Source organism: Sphingobium yanoikuyae, assembly GCF_013001025.1.
Lineage (GTDB): Bacteria > Pseudomonadota > Alphaproteobacteria > Sphingomonadales > Sphingomonadaceae > Sphingobium > Sphingobium yanoikuyae_A.
Genome location: NZ_CP053023.1, coordinates 193,408 through 208,238 on the forward strand (window position 1 = coordinate 193,408; position 14,831 = coordinate 208,238).

Annotated in this window: 21 protein-coding genes; 12 read left to right on the plus strand and 9 right to left on the minus strand. The window is 62.7% G+C overall.

The features are described 5' to 3' along the window. The first annotated feature begins 368 nt into the window (after positions 1 to 368). The 4 genes from HH800_RS28065 (at position 369) to HH800_RS28080 (ending at position 3,698) form a co-directional block, all read left to right on the plus strand. Entirely contained in the window at positions 369 to 1,295 is a 927-nt protein-coding gene (locus tag HH800_RS28065) for an ArdC family protein (RefSeq protein ID WP_017980884.1), read from the plus strand. A gap of 56 nt (positions 1,296 to 1,351) precedes the next feature. Continuing rightward, entirely contained in the window at positions 1,352 to 2,284 is a 933-nt protein-coding gene (locus HH800_RS29280) for a hypothetical protein (RefSeq protein WP_017980885.1), read from the plus strand. Between the two features lie 141 nt (positions 2,285 to 2,425). Beyond that, positions 2,426 to 2,650, plus strand: a complete 225-nt coding sequence (locus HH800_RS28075) for an antitoxin VbhA family protein (protein WP_017980886.1) — start codon at positions 2,426 to 2,428, stop codon at positions 2,648 to 2,650. Next, positions 2,643 to 3,698: a Fic family protein gene (locus HH800_RS28080; protein ID WP_017980887.1), complete on the plus strand. Its 1,056-nt coding sequence runs from the start codon at positions 2,643 to 2,645 to the stop codon at positions 3,696 to 3,698. The genes HH800_RS28075 and HH800_RS28080 overlap by 8 nt, the downstream gene beginning before the upstream one ends. A 13-nt stretch (positions 3,699 to 3,711) precedes the next feature. Here the strand turns inward: HH800_RS28080 and HH800_RS28085 are convergent, their stop codons facing one another. After that, a complete protein-coding gene (locus HH800_RS28085; RefSeq protein ID WP_017980888.1) occupies positions 3,712 to 4,053 on the minus strand; it encodes a hypothetical protein in 342 nt (113 codons plus the stop codon). Positions 4,054 to 4,507: 454 nt separating this feature from the next. Between HH800_RS28085 and HH800_RS28090 the strand changes: the two genes are divergently transcribed. Next, positions 4,508 to 4,855 carry a DNA-binding protein gene (locus HH800_RS28090; RefSeq protein ID WP_235682164.1) on the plus strand — a complete coding sequence of 116 codons (348 nt, stop codon included), beginning with the start codon at positions 4,508 to 4,510 and terminating at the stop codon, positions 4,853 to 4,855. Between the two features lie 30 nt (positions 4,856 to 4,885). On the opposite strand, the gene HH800_RS28095 is transcribed toward HH800_RS28090, so the two are convergent. The 6 genes from HH800_RS28095 to HH800_RS28120 form a co-directional block, all read right to left on the minus strand. Further along, the gene (locus tag HH800_RS28095) at positions 4,886 to 6,148 is read right to left on the minus strand and encodes a Y-family DNA polymerase (RefSeq protein ID WP_017980891.1); all 1,263 of its coding nucleotides are present in this window, start codon (positions 6,146 to 6,148) and stop codon (positions 4,886 to 4,888) included. A 9-nt stretch (positions 6,149 to 6,157) separates the two neighbouring features. Further along, a complete protein-coding gene (locus tag HH800_RS28100) occupies positions 6,158 to 6,595 on the minus strand; it encodes a LexA family protein (protein ID WP_169863545.1) in 438 nt (145 codons plus the stop codon). Positions 6,596 to 6,699: 104 nt separating this feature from the next. Further along, positions 6,700 to 6,990 (minus strand): hypothetical protein, encoded by a 291-nt coding sequence (locus HH800_RS28105; protein ID WP_017980893.1) that lies wholly within the window; start codon positions 6,988 to 6,990, stop codon positions 6,700 to 6,702. Further along, a complete protein-coding gene (locus HH800_RS28110; protein ID WP_017980894.1) occupies positions 6,991 to 7,188 on the minus strand; it encodes a hypothetical protein in 198 nt (65 codons plus the stop codon). It lies immediately after the preceding gene. Between the two features lie 235 nt (positions 7,189 to 7,423). After that, a complete protein-coding gene (locus HH800_RS28115) occupies positions 7,424 to 7,687 on the minus strand; it encodes a hypothetical protein (RefSeq protein ID WP_017980895.1) in 264 nt (87 codons plus the stop codon). 11 nt (positions 7,688 to 7,698) lie between these two features. Further along, positions 7,699 to 8,088, minus strand: coding sequence for a hypothetical protein (locus HH800_RS28120; protein WP_017980896.1), 390 nt, complete (start codon positions 8,086 to 8,088; stop codon positions 7,699 to 7,701). Between the two features lie 167 nt (positions 8,089 to 8,255). Between HH800_RS28120 and HH800_RS28125 the strand changes: the two genes are divergently transcribed. From HH800_RS28125 to HH800_RS28140, 4 genes are all read left to right on the plus strand, one after another. Next, positions 8,256 to 9,065, plus strand: coding sequence for a recombinase family protein (locus HH800_RS28125; protein ID WP_328805885.1), 810 nt, complete (start codon positions 8,256 to 8,258; stop codon positions 9,063 to 9,065). Positions 9,066 to 9,332: 267 nt separating this feature from the next. Beyond that, positions 9,333 to 9,668, plus strand: a complete 336-nt coding sequence (locus HH800_RS28130) for a single-stranded DNA-binding protein (RefSeq protein ID WP_017980899.1) — start codon at positions 9,333 to 9,335, stop codon at positions 9,666 to 9,668. 241 nt (positions 9,669 to 9,909) lie between these two features. Further along, positions 9,910 to 10,593: a ParA family protein gene (locus HH800_RS28135; RefSeq protein WP_017980900.1), complete on the plus strand. Its 684-nt coding sequence runs from the start codon at positions 9,910 to 9,912 to the stop codon at positions 10,591 to 10,593. Beyond that, positions 10,590 to 10,943 (plus strand): hypothetical protein, encoded by a 354-nt coding sequence (locus tag HH800_RS28140; protein ID WP_017980901.1) that lies wholly within the window; start codon positions 10,590 to 10,592, stop codon positions 10,941 to 10,943. Before HH800_RS28135 ends, HH800_RS28140 begins: the two co-directional genes overlap by 4 nt. 62 nt (positions 10,944 to 11,005) lie before the next feature. Here HH800_RS28140 and HH800_RS28145 read toward each other — a convergent pair whose 3' ends face one another. Both HH800_RS28145 and HH800_RS28150 read right to left on the minus strand, forming a co-directional pair. Continuing rightward, a complete protein-coding gene (locus tag HH800_RS28145; protein WP_017980902.1) occupies positions 11,006 to 11,194 on the minus strand; it encodes a hypothetical protein in 189 nt (62 codons plus the stop codon). 25 nt (positions 11,195 to 11,219) lie between these two features. Continuing rightward, the gene (locus HH800_RS28150) at positions 11,220 to 11,486 is read right to left on the minus strand and encodes a hypothetical protein (protein ID WP_017980903.1); all 267 of its coding nucleotides are present in this window, start codon (positions 11,484 to 11,486) and stop codon (positions 11,220 to 11,222) included. A gap of 344 nt (positions 11,487 to 11,830) precedes the next feature. On the opposite strand from HH800_RS28150, the gene HH800_RS28155 reads away from it, so the two are divergent. From HH800_RS28155 to HH800_RS28165, 3 genes are read left to right on the plus strand one after another with little or no spacing between them, the layout of a single operon-like run. Further along, on the plus strand, positions 11,831 to 12,412 hold the full coding sequence (locus HH800_RS28155) for a hypothetical protein (RefSeq protein WP_017980904.1): 582 nt from the start codon (positions 11,831 to 11,833) through the stop codon (positions 12,410 to 12,412). Next, positions 12,409 to 13,833 carry a relaxase/mobilization nuclease domain-containing protein gene (locus tag HH800_RS28160; RefSeq protein WP_029721116.1) on the plus strand — a complete coding sequence of 475 codons (1,425 nt, stop codon included), beginning with the start codon at positions 12,409 to 12,411 and terminating at the stop codon, positions 13,831 to 13,833. Before HH800_RS28155 ends, HH800_RS28160 begins: the two co-directional genes overlap by 4 nt. Continuing rightward, positions 13,830 to 14,717, plus strand: coding sequence for a hypothetical protein (locus HH800_RS28165; protein ID WP_017980906.1), 888 nt, complete (start codon positions 13,830 to 13,832; stop codon positions 14,715 to 14,717). Before HH800_RS28160 ends, HH800_RS28165 begins: the two co-directional genes overlap by 4 nt. The last annotated feature ends 114 nt before the right edge of the window (positions 14,718 to 14,831 follow it).

The window sequence follows — 14,831 nt, forward strand, 5'->3', positions numbered from 1 at the left end:
GACGCCGATAGTGGCGGCTCCCGAGCGGGGCCGCGGGCGTCGGCTTGGTCTCCGCTTCGCTGCGACCAGGCCGCGCCGATCGAGCTGCCGGCCTTCGGCCTGATCCTCCGCAGCGGCGCTTTGACGCCGCCGTCATGAAGGGGGCGCCGCCCCCCTCTGTGCAAGGGCTGGACCGTCTCCGCGCGTGACGCGCTCCGCTTGGCGACCGGGGCGGTCTCCCCACCCTTCCGCGCCTGCGGCTTGTGCAGGGCGGGCGATCCCCCTCCCCCCCGATCGGCCCCATTTGCCCATTCACCCCCCGCTCTCGGCGAGGGCCAGAAGTCGATGTGAGCCATCGCCTTCGGCTCTATTCCAGAAAGGGAAACACCATGAAGCGCAGCACCCCCAGCAACACCCAGCGGGCGGACATCTATCAGGAGGTGACGGACCATATCATTTCCCTGCTGGAAAGCGGTTGCCGTCCTTGGTCCCCGTCGTGGACGAGTGGAGCGGCGACCTTGCCCCGGCGTCACGGGGGCGAAGCCTATCAGGGCATCAATATCCTGTTGCTTTGGTCGCAGGCGATGCGGCGCGGCTACCGCAATCCCACATGGATGACCTTCAAGCAGGCTTTGGAGCTTGGTGGGAACGTCCGCAAGGGCGAGCGCGGCTCGATGGTTGTCTATGCCGGAAGCCTCACCCCGAAGGGCGGCGAGGACAGCCCTGCCGATGGCGAAGGCGAGCGGCGTATCCCCTTCCTGAAACGCTATGTCGTTTTCAACGTCGAGCAGATCGAGGGGCTTCCCGAGGGCAAATATCCCACCCCGGAGCCGGTCATTCAGAACCGGGACGAGCGCGACGCTGACCTTGATCGGGCTTTCGCCGCCTATGGCGTGGCGATCACCGAGCAGGAGGGCGGGGCCTATTATAATGAGCAGGCCGATCGCATCACAATGCCGCTTTACGAGAGTTTCACCAGCGGCAACGCTTTCTATGCGACCCTTGCCCATGAGGGAATCCATGCCAGCGGTCACAAGAGCCGGTTGGACCGCGAGACGCTGCATAAATATGGCGAAAGCATCGCGACGAGGGCGAAGGAGGAACTTGTGGCCGAGATCGGGGCCGCCTTCCTTTGCGCCGCCCTTGGCATGGAGCCGACCGAACGGGAGGACCACGCCGCCTATATCGACCATTGGTTGAGCGCCCTTCGGCACGACAAACGGGCGATCTTTCAGGCCGCGACCGCAGCACAGGCCGCCAGCAATTTCATCCTCGCCGCCATGGACGCGGACGAGGCCCAGCGCGCCGCAGCGTGATCGAGGGGGGCGGCCCAGCGCCGCCCACCTCCTCCCCGTCACCATAGGACAGGCAGATGAGCGCCTTCGACTTCCAGCAATTCCGCGCGGCGCTTGATGCCCTTTTGCCCGTCGAGCGGGCGCAGGCCGTCTTTCCAGCACTCCGGTCCTTGCCCATCGGCGCGCGCGTCGGGCGCTATGTCCGAGAGCCGGGAGCCGACAAGTGGCGCTGCGAATACACATCGACCCGCCATAATCGCGCCGGGGAGGAGCTGACCTCCCACCATCGCACCATGACCTCTGCCTGGTCGATTGCGATGGACGTGGGTTTTCCATCGAAACACCGGGAAGCGGAGATCGAAGAGATCGCGCGCGCGGCTCATGCCGTGATGCTCGCGCAGGGTCTCACCCGGCTCCCCGAGCGCGGCAGCGCCGAGGATGACGCGGCAATGGCGGAACTCTCCACCGATGAAGCGGCCGAGATCGTTGAGATCGAGCGCGAGGCGGTCGCTCCGGCACCGGCCACGAAGGATGATATCTGGCGTCGCCAATATCGGGAGGACATGGCTCGCAAGCGGACGATGGGGGTACAGCCCGACCTATTCGATGGACCGTCGATCACCCACTATCACCGTCTTCCTCGCCGTCCCGCCTTTACGATGCCGCCCCGCGAAACGCTCGCCGCGAAGCTGGAGCGGATCAAGGGCAATCCGCTTGCAACCTTTGGTCCTCCGGGCGATCGCCAGCCACTATCGCCCATGGAGAAGGAGAAGCTTTTGCGTTCGGCCGCGAACTGGCTTCGCGTCGGGCAGCGCGTGCGGGTCAAGGACTCCATGCGGTCGGTCGATGGCAGCATCGAGCGGCGCGTTCTCGGCCGCGAGGGCGTCATTTGGCGCCTGTGCAGCGTGATCTTTGACGATCACACCTATGTCTTCCTCGATCCCGTAAGAGGCGAACGCAGCGAAAAGGTGGTGTTTATCGAAATTCGCGACTTGGAGCCTATCGAATAGGCAGGCCGAATCCGCTCGGCGCCCCCGATTTGGTCGCCTCTTAAGCCGCGAAAATCGGGACCAAATTGGCCGATTTTCTTGCCTTTTTCACCCATTTCCGCTAGACCGTTGTGCCAGCCCGATTGTTGAAAGGATCGAGCCATGAACGCGAACACGCCCTTCCCCGCACCGCGTCCCGCCATCAGCGCGGCCGAGCGGGCGCGCCGCGAAAAGGCGGTCAGCTTCGCCCGTGGCAGCGTCCGCTACGAGGGCGGAATCCTCACCGATGAGATCGAGCGGATCAACGCCCGTTTCATCGCCGGCGAGCTGACCACGGAGGAGTTTGTCAGCGCGGTTGGAGCATCCGACACCGCTCGCCTTGGTTGAACAAAACGAAGCCGCGCGCACTTATGCGCGCATTGTTGAACTCGCCCTGGACCCGGTTCGGGGCGAGTTTGACGTTGACCATCTGCGCGAGGTTCATCGCCGCATCTTTCAGGATTTGCCGCACCACGGCCCCGGCGAGTTTCGGCCCGATGCACCGGGCCACTTCAAGCAGCGCGCGCTAGAAGCGAGCAGCGCCCGCATCGTTGTGCCGTATGCGCTGCGATCCGAGACGGATCAGCATCTAGGCCCGACGCTTGCCGCCCTGCAGGGCGGCAAGGCGCTATCCGGCCTCGACACGCTGGAGATGTCCGAGGCCATGGCGCAGACCTATGCGCGGCTCGATTATCTCCACCCCTTCCGCGAAGGGAATAGCCGCACCCTTCGCAGCTTCACCGAACAGCTCGCTCGCGAGAACGGGCACGAACTGGATTGGGGCACCACCAACGTCAGCGCCAAGTCGCGCGATGACCTTTATGTCGCGCGCGACGTGGCGGTTATGAATCTCCGCTATCCCGACCTCACCGAAGAGAAGGTGTTGAGCTTGGAGACGCCCGAGGAATATCGGGCGGGCGTGTTGATGCTTCAGCAGCTTCACACCTACCGGCATCATGATCCCTTGCAGGAGATCATTCGCAAGTCCTTGGAGCGGGGCCGCGATCAGGAGCCTTACGACCGGCGCATGACGGTGCTGGACGCGGCGCGCGAGATCGGCGCGGTCGCGCCGATCGCCGCGAACCAGGCCGCGCGCAACGCGGAGGAGGCGAGGCTTGCCGTGTTGCGTCAGAAGGCCCCGGCGGCGACCGAGCAGCAGGCCATAGAGCGGCGCGAGTGGATCGCGCGGGAAGGTAATATGGCGGCCCTCTCCGAGCGGCTAGGGCAGATCGAGAGCGGCTACATCACGATACGGCACGATCCCGGCGCCCCGGCTCTCGATCGCCTTGCTGCGCTCGCCGACGGCATCGGCCGCGAGCTGGCCCAACAACGCTCCGCCCCTTCCCCGTCGATCATCCCTATGCGGCCTAACGGCCGAGACGATATCGAGAGATAGCCTCTGAAGGCGGCTACCGGGACCGATCAGCACCGGCTTGTGCAAGCGGCACGAGAGCGCGCGCGTCGCGAGCTGGCGCCCGTTCCTCGCACTCGCTCGCCTGTCCAAGCATGATCCATGCGCGGCCATAGGTCCGGGCCGCCATATAGAACACGCTCCCGGAGCAAGCGACGATGCTGCACCGATCCACACGGCCGATTAGGCTTGCGGTGCCGCCGAATTTCGCGGCCATGGCTTCCAGATCAACACGCTGTTGAATCCCGCAGGCACAGCATTGCGAGCGCGCGAGCGCGTTGGAGCCGATGAGGGCGCCGATGGATCGCGCCCAGCGCGGGAAGAGCGGTTCGATCGCCATTCCCGCATTTCTACATAGGCCCGCTATGGGCGTCCATAATGACGCGAGATCCGCTGCGCGGATCGCGGCGCTGATCGAGATCGGCCCCGTGGCCGGTGCCGCGAGCGCGGGCTTGGTCTTCGCTGCGCTACGCTACGACCAGGCCCGCGCTGGTCGAGCTGTCCGGCCTTCAGCCGCGATGATCGAGCGCCGCTTTGGCGTCGCCGGCAACAAGGGGTCGTCGCTCCCTCTGTGCAGGGGCTGGACCGTCTCGGCCGCGTTCCGCTGCCTCCCTTGGCGATCGGGCGGTATCCCCGGCCTTCCCTCCACGTTGTTCCGCAGGTAGTCTTTTGCCCTCTCCCCTCACTCGCTTCGCGTGGGTAGAAGAGGACAGGCCACCAGGACCGAGACAAAACGACGTCGAACCATCGTAAAGGCGACTAAGATGCCAAACAGAATCCCGCTCGATCCGGCTTTGCGGGCGGGCTTTGACGAGACATCCAACGACCAGCGCAGCAAGGCAGAACTGGATGCGTGGTGGGACCATCCCTTTGGCCGGACCCGCCCTGACGGTCGCATCGACGTGCGTTGCCTCAATGGCGGAGCGCATGACAGAAGCTCCGCCCTTGGCGTCGCCGACTCCTATGACGAAGCATGTGCCTTGGCAGAGGAAAAGCAGGCCAACTGGGTCCGGCAGCGGGAACAGCCGATCCCTTCCTGTCGGGACGGGAAAATCATCATGGTTCGGCAGCCGCAGAGGCCCGATGAACAGGAAGTCATTTTGGGGGAATATCAGCCAGAGCAGGAATCGAGTGGAGCCTAATCCTCCATTTTGCTTATCCCCATCGCGACGTTACCTCGCTATCGGTATCTGATTGATGTCCGTCGTCCACGACGGGCTCTTATGGCTGCGCTTGGTATCGAATCCTCGCGCGCCAAAGCCTTGCGCAGCGAGCTGGACCGTGCCGCGCCCATAGCGATCATTGAGGCCATCCATCGCCGCAAGCAGGGCGGGCGCGCGAGGATCGGCGACGGCGAAAAGATCGCCTTGCCCCGCGCCTTCCGGCACCAGCTCCTCCAGCAGCACGCCGCACTTCGTATAGACACCCCCCGGCTGATACATTGCCTCCATCATCTTGCCGGCGAGTCCGGCGATGATGCGCGGATCGTTGCTGGGCGGCGACAAGCGCGTCTGACGGCTCGCAGATGGCGGGTTGGGTCGGTAGCGCGAGCCGTGGGCGAATACGATCAGGCGCGTCGCCATGAGGGCCTGGTGCCGTATCTTCTCGGCCGCGCGCACCGCGCGCCGCACCATTGCCTCGCGCAGCTCGGCGAGATCGGTGACAGGCGCGCCAAACTGGCGCGTGACGGCCGTCGCCTTGCTCGCCTCCGGCTCGGGCTTGAAATCGTCGCACTCGATACCGTTCAGTTCGCGCACGAGGCGTTCCAGAACGACCGTGCCGACATCGCGCGCGACGGCCGGAGGAAGAGCCGCCAGATCGGCCGCTGTGCGGACCCCAAGGGGATGAAGGCGAACGGAAAGCGCTTTTGCGACGCCCCAGACCTCATGGACCGGCCACTCGGCGAAGAGGCGCGCGCGTAGCTCCTTGTCATGGAGATCCACGACACCGCCCCACACCTTTTCCGTGGCCTTGGCGAGCGCGTTCGCGACCTTGGACAAGGCCCGCGTCGGGCCGAGCCCGATGCGGGTGGGAAGCCCTGTGGTGCGGGCGATGGCCTCGCGCAACCTGTGCGCCGCAGCCACGTCACCCAACCCATTCGGCAGGACGGGGAGACGGTAGAAGCTTTCGTCGATCGAGTAGATCTCCACGATGTCGCTATGCTCCGCGATCACCGCGTTGAAGCGACGGTTCATGTCGGCATAGAGTTCGTAGTTGGATGATCGGACCTCGATTCCGTGTCGCTTGATGATGTCGCGGATTTTGAAAAACGGCTCGCCCATCTTGATATGGAGGGCCTTGGCCTCCTCGCTCCGCGCTATCGCGCAGCCGTCGTTGTTGGACAGGACGACGACCGGCACACGGCGCAGCCTGGGATCGAATACCCTTTCAGAGCTGACGTAGAAGTTTGCGATATCGACGATCGCGTAGGTCATCGGCCGCGCCTACCGCTGGTAGTCGCGGACACCGGCGCGCACCACGCCCCATATCTCCGTCTGATCGTCCGCCATCTGTTCCGGGTAGCTCTGGCGGCTGTTGCGTGCCTCCAGATACGGCACGCGGCCTCGATAGACGAGCTGGCGGCAGACGAATCCGCCCGCGACGATCGCAATCACGATGTCCCCGCTTCGCGGGGGCACATCGCGATCGACCACAACCACGTCGCGATCCGCGATGCCGGCATCGACCATGCTGGACCCGTCGATACGGAAGACAAAACTGCCGGCCCGGTTGAGCCTCAGCAGTTCGGCCAGGTTGATGGCGTCCTCTTCCCAATCCTGGGCGGGACTTGGAAAGCCAGCTCCCGCAACGCCGATCGGCCTAAGCCGGAGCCCCGGCGCCATATCGGCGAGCGGGACCGGCTGCGCGGTCGGCAGCATCATGTTCAGAATCCCTGTCTCTTGCTCCCTCATAACGCGCATAGGAACATATTGGGAACACGCCTTGTTGGCGGTTCGTCGCTTTTCCACAATCGCGTCGCTTTCCTTTACCTCCGCAGGCGCGCCACGACCGCTTTCCATTCGGCCTCGCTGCACGGGCCGAAGTCCATCGACGGGGACGTTTCGGTAGGCGTCAGCATGGTCGGGTGACGCCGGCAGACGCTGCAACGCATGTGATCGGCGACTTTGGTCATCGTCGCATCCCAACGATGAATGGCGAACCATCGCCAAAGTTTCGGCCCATCGACAATGCCGACATGGCCGCAATTCCCACACTCCGCTTTCACGTTCATGGATGCTAGGCGGAGATCGTCCAGCCTGTTGAAGTTGGCGACCATTTATCCAAGGCTGATATTGCGCTTCGCCATTTCCAAGGCGGCGATCTCACCGATCGCGCTATCGCCGCCCGAAAATATGTCGGCGAGGTCCAGCAGATCGTCATCGGTGAGCACCGTGATCGAGGTCTCGATTTCAGCGATGCGCTTGAGTGCGCGCGATCCGCGATCGGCGCGCCATTTGGTCCGGTCTTTGGGCATGGCCGCCTTCTAGCAGGCGTCGGATTGATTGTAAGCTAGTCTGCAACCCTGAGCATTGGACCCTGCCCCAATGCAACGCAGATCGCCGCCCATGTTCGCTGAGCTTGAGGATCAATGGCCTGGGCTTGGTCGCGCTGTAAGGCCGCCACCTCACCGGCGCGGGCTCCGAAGCAAGCAGTCATGGACTGCGCGTAGCGAAGAATGATGTCGGAGCGGGATTGAGCGCTGTGCATACTCAAGAGGACGATGCGGCTTCGCTGCTACCCGCGCTTTCATGGAAGAGAGCCGCCACGCCCTCCCCCACAGCGACCCGGTAGCCGAACAGCGCCTCCGCGGCGAAATCGGTCTCCCCATTTCGGAGCCGGTCCGCGATCTCATCCAGATCTTGCAGCATGTCGTTCACCGTTGCAGTCTTGGGCGCCTGCAGCTCGATCACGATCCGCTTGAGGGGGTAATTGGAAAGATCGCGATCGTCGATCGGACGATGCAGGCTTGGCATGTGCTTTCCTCTCAATTCCGAGAGCGTTTCCGCATCTCTAGGCGGGCGGCTTCCTGCTGCAAACCACGGCGCTTCCAATAGGCCGGCACGCCGATCGCGATGCCGAAGGCAAGGACGAGAAATGGGAAAGAGGCCGCGAGCCGCACCATCGGCAAAATCGCATCATGCGGAAGGCCCACCCCCCGATAGATTGGTCCCGCTGCCAATGCCGCTATAATGGCGCCAGGCATTGCCATAACAGTACGCGACCACGCCTGAGATACGCGGCTGTCCAAGGCGTTGAAACGGACGCGGAGCTGGAGCTGGTGCGCGGCGCTGAACGGATTCTCGCAGACAAGGAACCCGCCGAGTACGAAGTGGTCGATGATTCTGACTGCTTTGGTCTTGTCCGCCCTCACCATAGGATATTGCTCCAAACCATGCCGTCCGCACCATACCCTAGATAGTCTATGCTCATTGTGGCTTCTTTCAATCCGAAGAGCCGAGCGTCTCCCGGATGGCCCTCCCTCAAGGTGGCAAAGACGGCTGCTTGCAAGGGCGACATGATGTCAACAAAACGGTGGTTTAGTTGACTGACAACCACGAACCCTGCGCTAAAAAGAATCTCCAGCATTTTCAGGGATTGTGCAGCGCACAAAAACTGGCGAATTTGCGGCTGTCAACTAAATACAAAAAATTGCACATTTGGTTGACAGCGATTCCGACGCCGATCAGAACAAAGCGACTATATCACAAAGGGCCGATTATGAAACTCGGATATGCCCGTGTCAGCACTGGCGAACAGAACCTAGCCCTACAGATCGACGCGCTCCGCGCGGCGGGTGCGGAGGCCATCTTTGAGGACAAGGGCATCAGCGGGTCGATGGTCCTTAAACCCGCATACGGAGATATGTTGCGCCAGGTGCGTGCCGGTGACGAGATCATGGTGTGGCGACTGGACCGCCTTGGTCGGTCCCTCCCCGCTCTGATTGGTGAGCTGGAATTGCTTGCGGGGCTGGACGTAGGGTTTCGATCGCTCACAGAGCAGATCGAGACGGTGACGCCGGCAGGGCGTCTCTTCTTCCATATGGTTGGTGCCTTCGCTCAGTTCGAGCGGGACGTGATCCGGGAGCGCACGAATGCCGGCCTCCAGTCGGCGCGCCGCGCAGGCAAGAAACTCGGCCGTCCCGCATTGATCGGCGACGAGCAATGGACGCAGGCCAAGACCTTGATGGCCGAGCCGACGAACATGGGCGCAGCGGCTGTCGCGAAGCTGTTGGGCGTAAGCCGTCAGGCCATCTATAAACGGCTCGACAAGGACAAGGCCGCACAGGGAGGCGAGCTGGCAGCCCTCCCCTCCCCTCCCCGTCAGACCGAGAGGGCCAAGAAAGCGGCGTGATGGTCGTCATCTAATCCACCCAATCGACGGGTCTGCCTGTCTGCGTGGCGATCGAGTTCCAGCGCCGAGCTTCCTTCACGGCGTTGCTGTCTGACGCACCTGGGCGTCTATCCCTGCCTAATGCGGGTTCGGTCTGCGCCCCAAGCAGAAAACCGGCGCTGCGCGCCTACGGTTTCCGCAAGCGGACCCTCCGTTTTTCAGCTTGCCCGCGTCAGGGGTGCCGCCCCGGAAAAGTGCGTCAGCAACGACGTATGAAGGAATGGCATTATGAGGAACATCGCTGAATTTCGCATCATCGGTCGCGTCGGTCGCATCGAGGTTCTGGACAAGGTGGCTTATATCAACGTCGCCGCTAACTATGGCCGCAAGGTCAATGGTGAGTGGCAGGACGATACCCACTGGAACCGCGTCACCGTCTTCGGCAAGGGCATCGAGCGCGTTCAGAAGATGGGCTCCGGCGACTTGGTACACATCACGGGCCGGGTCCGTCAGACGCAGTATGATCGTCAGGGCGAGACGGTCTATGGCGTGGACCTGATCGCCGACGCCTTCGCCACCCTCGCCTATAACGGCAAGCCTGCCGAGGATGACGGCGAGGATTAAGGTCGATGCGGGGCGGCAGAGCCCGCCCCGCTCGATTGCTAAAAGGATTTCCATTTAGCAATCGAAAGGCAATCGCAAGGCGTGCGAGTGGCTTGCGCTATCCAATGTAAATCGCAAGGCTGGCGAAAGGCAATGGACATGCCTTGTGACAGGCTTTAGATTGCCGTTCGCAATCACTGTCGAAATCCAATGGCTTTCGATTGGATCGCTTTAGGATTGATCGATTAGTGAAGGGTCGAAGATGGCGGTTATCTCGATAGGCAATCCGAAGGGCGGTGCCGGCAAGACGACGCTCGCGCTTGTCCTTGCTGACACGCTCGCGACAAACGGGGCGCGCGTCACCGTTATTGACGCTGATCCCAACGCCATCATCGAAAAGTGGGCACAGAAGCGGGAGAGGGCGGGGAGGGATTTGCCCTATCGCGTGATCCCAAGGCCGACCCAGGCGGAAATGATTAGCACCATCGACCGCGTTTCGAACGAAGACGAGTTCGTCATCGTGGACCTTGAGGGATCAGCTTCGCAGATGACCTCGCGGGCGCTGGCGCGGTCGCACATGGTCCTCGTGCCGTTCAATCTTTCTCCGATCGATGCGGAGCTGGCGGCGCAAGCCGTCAGGGCGATCAAAGAGGAGGAGGAAGCGCTGCGAAGGAGCATCCCGTTCCGCCTTGTCAGGAGCCGAACGAACGCAGCCATCGCGACCAAAACGGCCAAGCGGATCGTCGATGCTATCAACGCGGCCGAGCTGCCATTACTCGATACGTCGCTCGTTGAGCGCGCAGCCTATCGCGACATTTTCGAGTTCGGGTTGCTGCTATCCGAGCTGGATAAGGGCTCCGGGCAACAGGTCGAGAACGCGATCAAGAACGCTGGCGAGTTGGCGCAATCCGTCGTGGCTGCGCTGCGAGAGGAGTATCCCGCATGACCGACTTCGGTTTCAGCAAGAGCGGCGAGAAACCAAAGGAGGAGGGTGCCGCACCCGCCAAACTGGACCTTGGCGGGATGCCCAAGGGGCCGATCGTCAACGACCCTATGAGGGAACGCGAGGCGATGGACCGAGCCGAGCGGGTGGGATTTACGGATCGCGGTCAGGGCAGGGGTGTGCTTCGCCGGAAGCGCGTCGCCCAGCCTACGGCGACGGTCTATGTGAAGGGACCGGAGGAGCTGATCGAGTGGTTTATCGCCTACACCGAGGAGAAAGGCCACCAAGCCTATTGGAAGTCGATCGAGGACTTCCGGGCCATCGTGGAGGGGAATAGGCGGGGCGAACGGTGACGGCTGCGATCGTCGGACAAAGAGACCATCGCAACCGGATATGATGCCCGCGAAACCTCGGGTCATGTCGTCCTGTCGGATTCCATCGGTGTGACTTCGGTGATGTCGCCCGCAGTCAGGAGGTCGGATAGCTTCACGTCCGATCGGAGCGGACGTGCGACGCCAAAAGGCACCGGGTCAGTGAGCATTGCGGGCAGATCGCCAAGATGATCGGCGAAGGAGAGGGGTTTCGGCTTGCGTCGATTCTTCATCCGCGAATGTTCCTTCCGATGGATCTTAGGCCGCAGTCAATGATGCCAGATGAGCGGCTACGGCCTTAGCGCCATGCTGCGAGATTGCCGTTGCAATGGCTTTTGCCTCCGCCTTTTCCATGGCTGCGATCTTGATCTTGTCGAGGGCAGAAATGAGAGTGGGCCTGCCAGCATCCCGAGCCGCAGCCTCAGCGGCCTTCTCCTGCGCATCTAGTTCGGCCAACTCGGCTTGGAGCTTTTCACGACGCTCCTTGATGCTGGCAAGATCGGGCTTGGAAGATGTGCGAGCCATGAGGTTACTCCGATTGCGATGGCAGGATTTGACGGCCGGATCATGCCGAATGAGGGTTGAGAAAGCCAGATGTGTGTTATGCTCTCGGTCGCAAAAAACTAAACGAATGACGCGCGCCAAAGGCGCACAGCTTGATTGATGAAGCCTCGCCGTGGGCCGAGGTGGCGAGGGGAGGGAAGGGCGCCGAAAACAGGCACCTCCTCCTCCACGTCTTTATCGGTTTGGGCTTGAGAAATGGAGGTTCGAGGGGTAGGTAGAAGCAAGGTTTAGGTATGGCAGGATATGCCACATGGCACCAATGTAATACATTGGCTGATGTGGTGCCGCTGCACGGGGCTGTAGGGATGATGGTAAGTCTGCGTTTGAAGGAAGAGCTGATCGCCGAGATCGACCGCATCGCTTCCGCAAATGGGCAAACCCGCAGTGCGTGGATCGCGAACGTCCTTTCGCGGGCAGCGCTTTCTCCCGAGAACGATGATCTTCCAATCGGCGTAGAGGAGGGACGGGGACATCCTGACGATCAGGTTCGCGTGACGGTGCGCCTCCATCGCAGCGAGATCGAGGCAATTGACAGGATTGGTACGCCGCTACGTCTCACCCGCAATGAATGGATCAAGCGAGCGCTACGATGGCAGCTTTGGGACAAAGCTGGGATGCTTCGTCTCGCGCCGGTTACACAGACAGAGATCGGTAAGGTACGTAAGCAGGTGCTGGCGATAGGCCGAAACATCAACCAAGCCGTCCATGCGATGAACGCGGCCAATCAGCCGGAGAGCACGCTTAACCTGGCCCGGATCGCCGAACCGTTCCTGGAAACCTGCGCGGACCTGAAGGCCCTTCTGTTCGCAACGCGGCGAGAGCTGTCCTCATATGTTGGGGGCGAAGTGGGCTATTGGACCGGGGCATTTAAGGATGCCGGGAAGTGAGTTTCCGGCTCTCCCCCGGCACGCTCGATTCCATGGCGGGCGTCTATGCGCCTCCCAAGAAGTATCGGATGGGATCAGGTGGCGGAAAGGGCAAGAGTGCGAAGTCGGGTGACGCGATACTTGTCTTTGCGCTCGCCGCTATGGTTCCGAAATCGTCGCATTCGGGGACGGCGTTCCGTCCCAGCTCGCAGACGAAACACGCCTTTGGAACAGGCTCACATGCGGGCGTCAGCGGGCGTGCAATCGCGGCGATGGATCGCACCGCGCGACGATCGCCAGAGGTGATGGTCCGTATCACGGGACGTCAACATGGCGGTGGGCACGTCCTCGCAAACTTTTCTTATATCAGCCGCCTTGGGCATGGAGCGGAGAAGCAAGTGCCGCTCTATACGAGTGATGGCGACATTCTCCACGACGGGAAGGACATGCAAATTCTTGCCCAGGATTGGCAGGAATGGGAGATGGGAGATGATGCGCGTCGCAAGGGCGCTACGTCCATTTCCATGATCCTTTCCATGCCTGCGGGCACCGATCCCGAGCGGTTGAGAGAGGCGGCGCTGGACTTCGCACGCGAAGAGTTTGCGAACCGATCATGGGTGGCGTCGCTCCATGTCGATCGCGACCATCCCCACGTTCACCTCACTTTCGCGCGCCGCGATCATGATGGCCGCCGTTTCCATCCGAGCCGCGATGACCTCTTTCGCTATCGGCAGCGGTTTGCGGCGAAGCTGCGAGATCGAGGTATTGAGGCGAACGCCACTCCTGCGAGAGCGCGGGGCATCGACCCGAAGCATGAGCCGATCGCGGCGAAGAAAGTGCGGGAGAAGGGGCAGGTTCCGCGCGTGGACAAAAGCCGTGCCGAACGCGCGCGGAGCTTCCGCGACCGAGGCATTCCCGATCCGGTGAACGCTGTCCTTGCCAATCAGCGGGCGACGGTGTTGACGGCCTATGAGCGGTCGATTGCGGAGCTGTCATCGTCCCCCTCGCTCGCCGATCAGGCGATCGCCAAGAGCCTTGAGAAATTCGTCGCTTCCATGCCGGCGCCGGAACCCAATTCGGTGCGGGCGGATCGATTGGCGAGGGGCGAGCGCGATGCTCCATCTCAGCCTGGTCGCGACGGAGGTGTGACCCCGGCGCTAGATCCGGTTGCCGCTGCGCTCGCGCGGGCGAAGGCGATGCGCGAGCAGATCGAGGCGGGCAAGAGCGACTTGTCGGCGCGCGAGCAGCCGCAGAGCGGCGCAAATGCCGAGCGTCCTTCTGGTGTATCGGATCGTCTGCGCTCGCTGATGGACGAGGCCAGTCGGTCGGCTCCGGCGCCGGAGCCTGGCAAGGCGGATGACATCATGCGACAGACCCAGGAGCGGGATCGAGAGCAACGCGAGCGCGATCGGGCACGCGATAAGGATGGACCACGGCGATGACCACGGAAGGCAACGACGTCATCATGGCGGCTGTGCTGGACGCCCTTACGATGGTGCAGGGCCAGCTCGACACGATCGCGAAGAGCAACGCGCGGATTGAGGCGACGCACAAGGACATTCTCCATCGGCTCGACACGATCGACGCCGGTCAGGCGGGCGTTACGGACTTGGTGCCGGTGTTGGAGACGATCCTTGGGCGGTTGATCGAGGACCGCGACGTGAACCGCGCGGGCTTTGCGAAGACGGCCGAGGTTGCCGCGTTCGCCTATGCCGCAGCTATGGGCAACCGGATGCCTCTGCCCGTCGAGGTGGCGGATGATCCGTTGCTCGAACGCTTCATGCTCCTTCAACCCCCCGATCATGTCGCAGAGGGCCGCGCCCTGGTGGAATGGCGGCGCACGATCAAGAGCGCCGGCACGGCCGAGCTGGTCGATGTCTTGAGCCGCCAATATGAACCATCGCCCACCGACACGCCCGAGGCGCGGGTGCTGCGCTATCAGCTCGCGGCACTCACCCGCGCGGAGATCGATGGCCGCGGCGATGCGTTGCCGGCGTTGCCGCACGGCACGGTAGCGCAAGATCGGTCCTCGCAAGCGCGCAAGGCGCGTTCGGAGGATCTAGCGCGGGTGTGGCGCGCTGGCCCAAGCGTCGCACTGTTCGCGGAGGCCGAGCTTGCCCCGACGCTGGACCTTTTCGCCAAGGCAGAGCGCGAGCGCGAAGGGACGATCGGCGAGGCGCAGCTTTCGGCCGAGCTGGCGGCGCTGCATGGCGAGTTGGGCGATCGGATCGAGGCGGGCGAGCGCCCGTCGCTTCCAAGAGGGCGGGAGACGAACGCCGGCGAGCGGTCGAGCGCGATCGAGGCCGATAACAGCAGGCGGCGCTAGGGGCCTCCTCGCGGTTGTCAGCTTGAGTGGTCGAGCTTCGGCTACGGCACACGATCTTCGCACGAGCCTGGCTCAAGACCTGATCCTACACGTACCATGTTGGTCAGAAATTCG

Bases quoted from the DNA above. Each gene is read 5' to 3' on its own strand.
- HH800_RS28100 (WP_169863545.1), bottom strand. From the start codon at position 6,595: ATGATGCTGCCGACCGCGCAGCCGGTCCCGCTCGCCGATATGGCGCCG.
- HH800_RS28095 (WP_017980891.1), bottom strand. From the start codon at position 6,148: ATGACCTACGCGATCGTCGATATCGCAAACTTCTACGTCAGCTCTGAA.
- HH800_RS28110 (WP_017980894.1), bottom strand. From the start codon at position 7,188: ATGCCCAAAGACCGGACCAAATGGCGCGCCGATCGCGGATCGCGCGCA.
- HH800_RS28155 (WP_017980904.1), top strand. From the start codon at position 11,831: ATGATGGTAAGTCTGCGTTTGAAGGAAGAGCTGATCGCCGAGATCGAC.
- HH800_RS28150 (WP_017980903.1), bottom strand. From the start codon at position 11,486: ATGGCTCGCACATCTTCCAAGCCCGATCTTGCCAGCATCAAGGAGCGT.
- HH800_RS28135 (WP_017980900.1), top strand. From the start codon at position 9,910: ATGGCGGTTATCTCGATAGGCAATCCGAAGGGCGGTGCCGGCAAGACG.
- HH800_RS28165 (WP_017980906.1), top strand. From the start codon at position 13,830: ATGACCACGGAAGGCAACGACGTCATCATGGCGGCTGTGCTGGACGCC.
- HH800_RS28115 (WP_017980895.1), bottom strand. From the start codon at position 7,687: ATGCCAAGCCTGCATCGTCCGATCGACGATCGCGATCTTTCCAATTAC.
- HH800_RS28075 (WP_017980886.1), top strand. From the start codon at position 2,426: ATGAACGCGAACACGCCCTTCCCCGCACCGCGTCCCGCCATCAGCGCG.
- HH800_RS28105 (WP_017980893.1), bottom strand. From the start codon at position 6,990: ATGGTCGCCAACTTCAACAGGCTGGACGATCTCCGCCTAGCATCCATG.
- HH800_RS28140 (WP_017980901.1), top strand. From the start codon at position 10,590: ATGACCGACTTCGGTTTCAGCAAGAGCGGCGAGAAACCAAAGGAGGAG.
- HH800_RS28130 (WP_017980899.1), top strand. From the start codon at position 9,333: ATGAGGAACATCGCTGAATTTCGCATCATCGGTCGCGTCGGTCGCATC.
- HH800_RS28120 (WP_017980896.1), bottom strand. From the start codon at position 8,088: ATGGTGAGGGCGGACAAGACCAAAGCAGTCAGAATCATCGACCACTTC.
- HH800_RS28085 (WP_017980888.1), bottom strand. From the start codon at position 4,053: ATGGCGATCGAACCGCTCTTCCCGCGCTGGGCGCGATCCATCGGCGCC.
- HH800_RS28145 (WP_017980902.1), bottom strand. From the start codon at position 11,194: ATGAAGAATCGACGCAAGCCGAAACCCCTCTCCTTCGCCGATCATCTT.
- HH800_RS28065 (WP_017980884.1), top strand. From the start codon at position 369: ATGAAGCGCAGCACCCCCAGCAACACCCAGCGGGCGGACATCTATCAG.
- HH800_RS29280 (WP_017980885.1), top strand. From the start codon at position 1,352: ATGAGCGCCTTCGACTTCCAGCAATTCCGCGCGGCGCTTGATGCCCTT.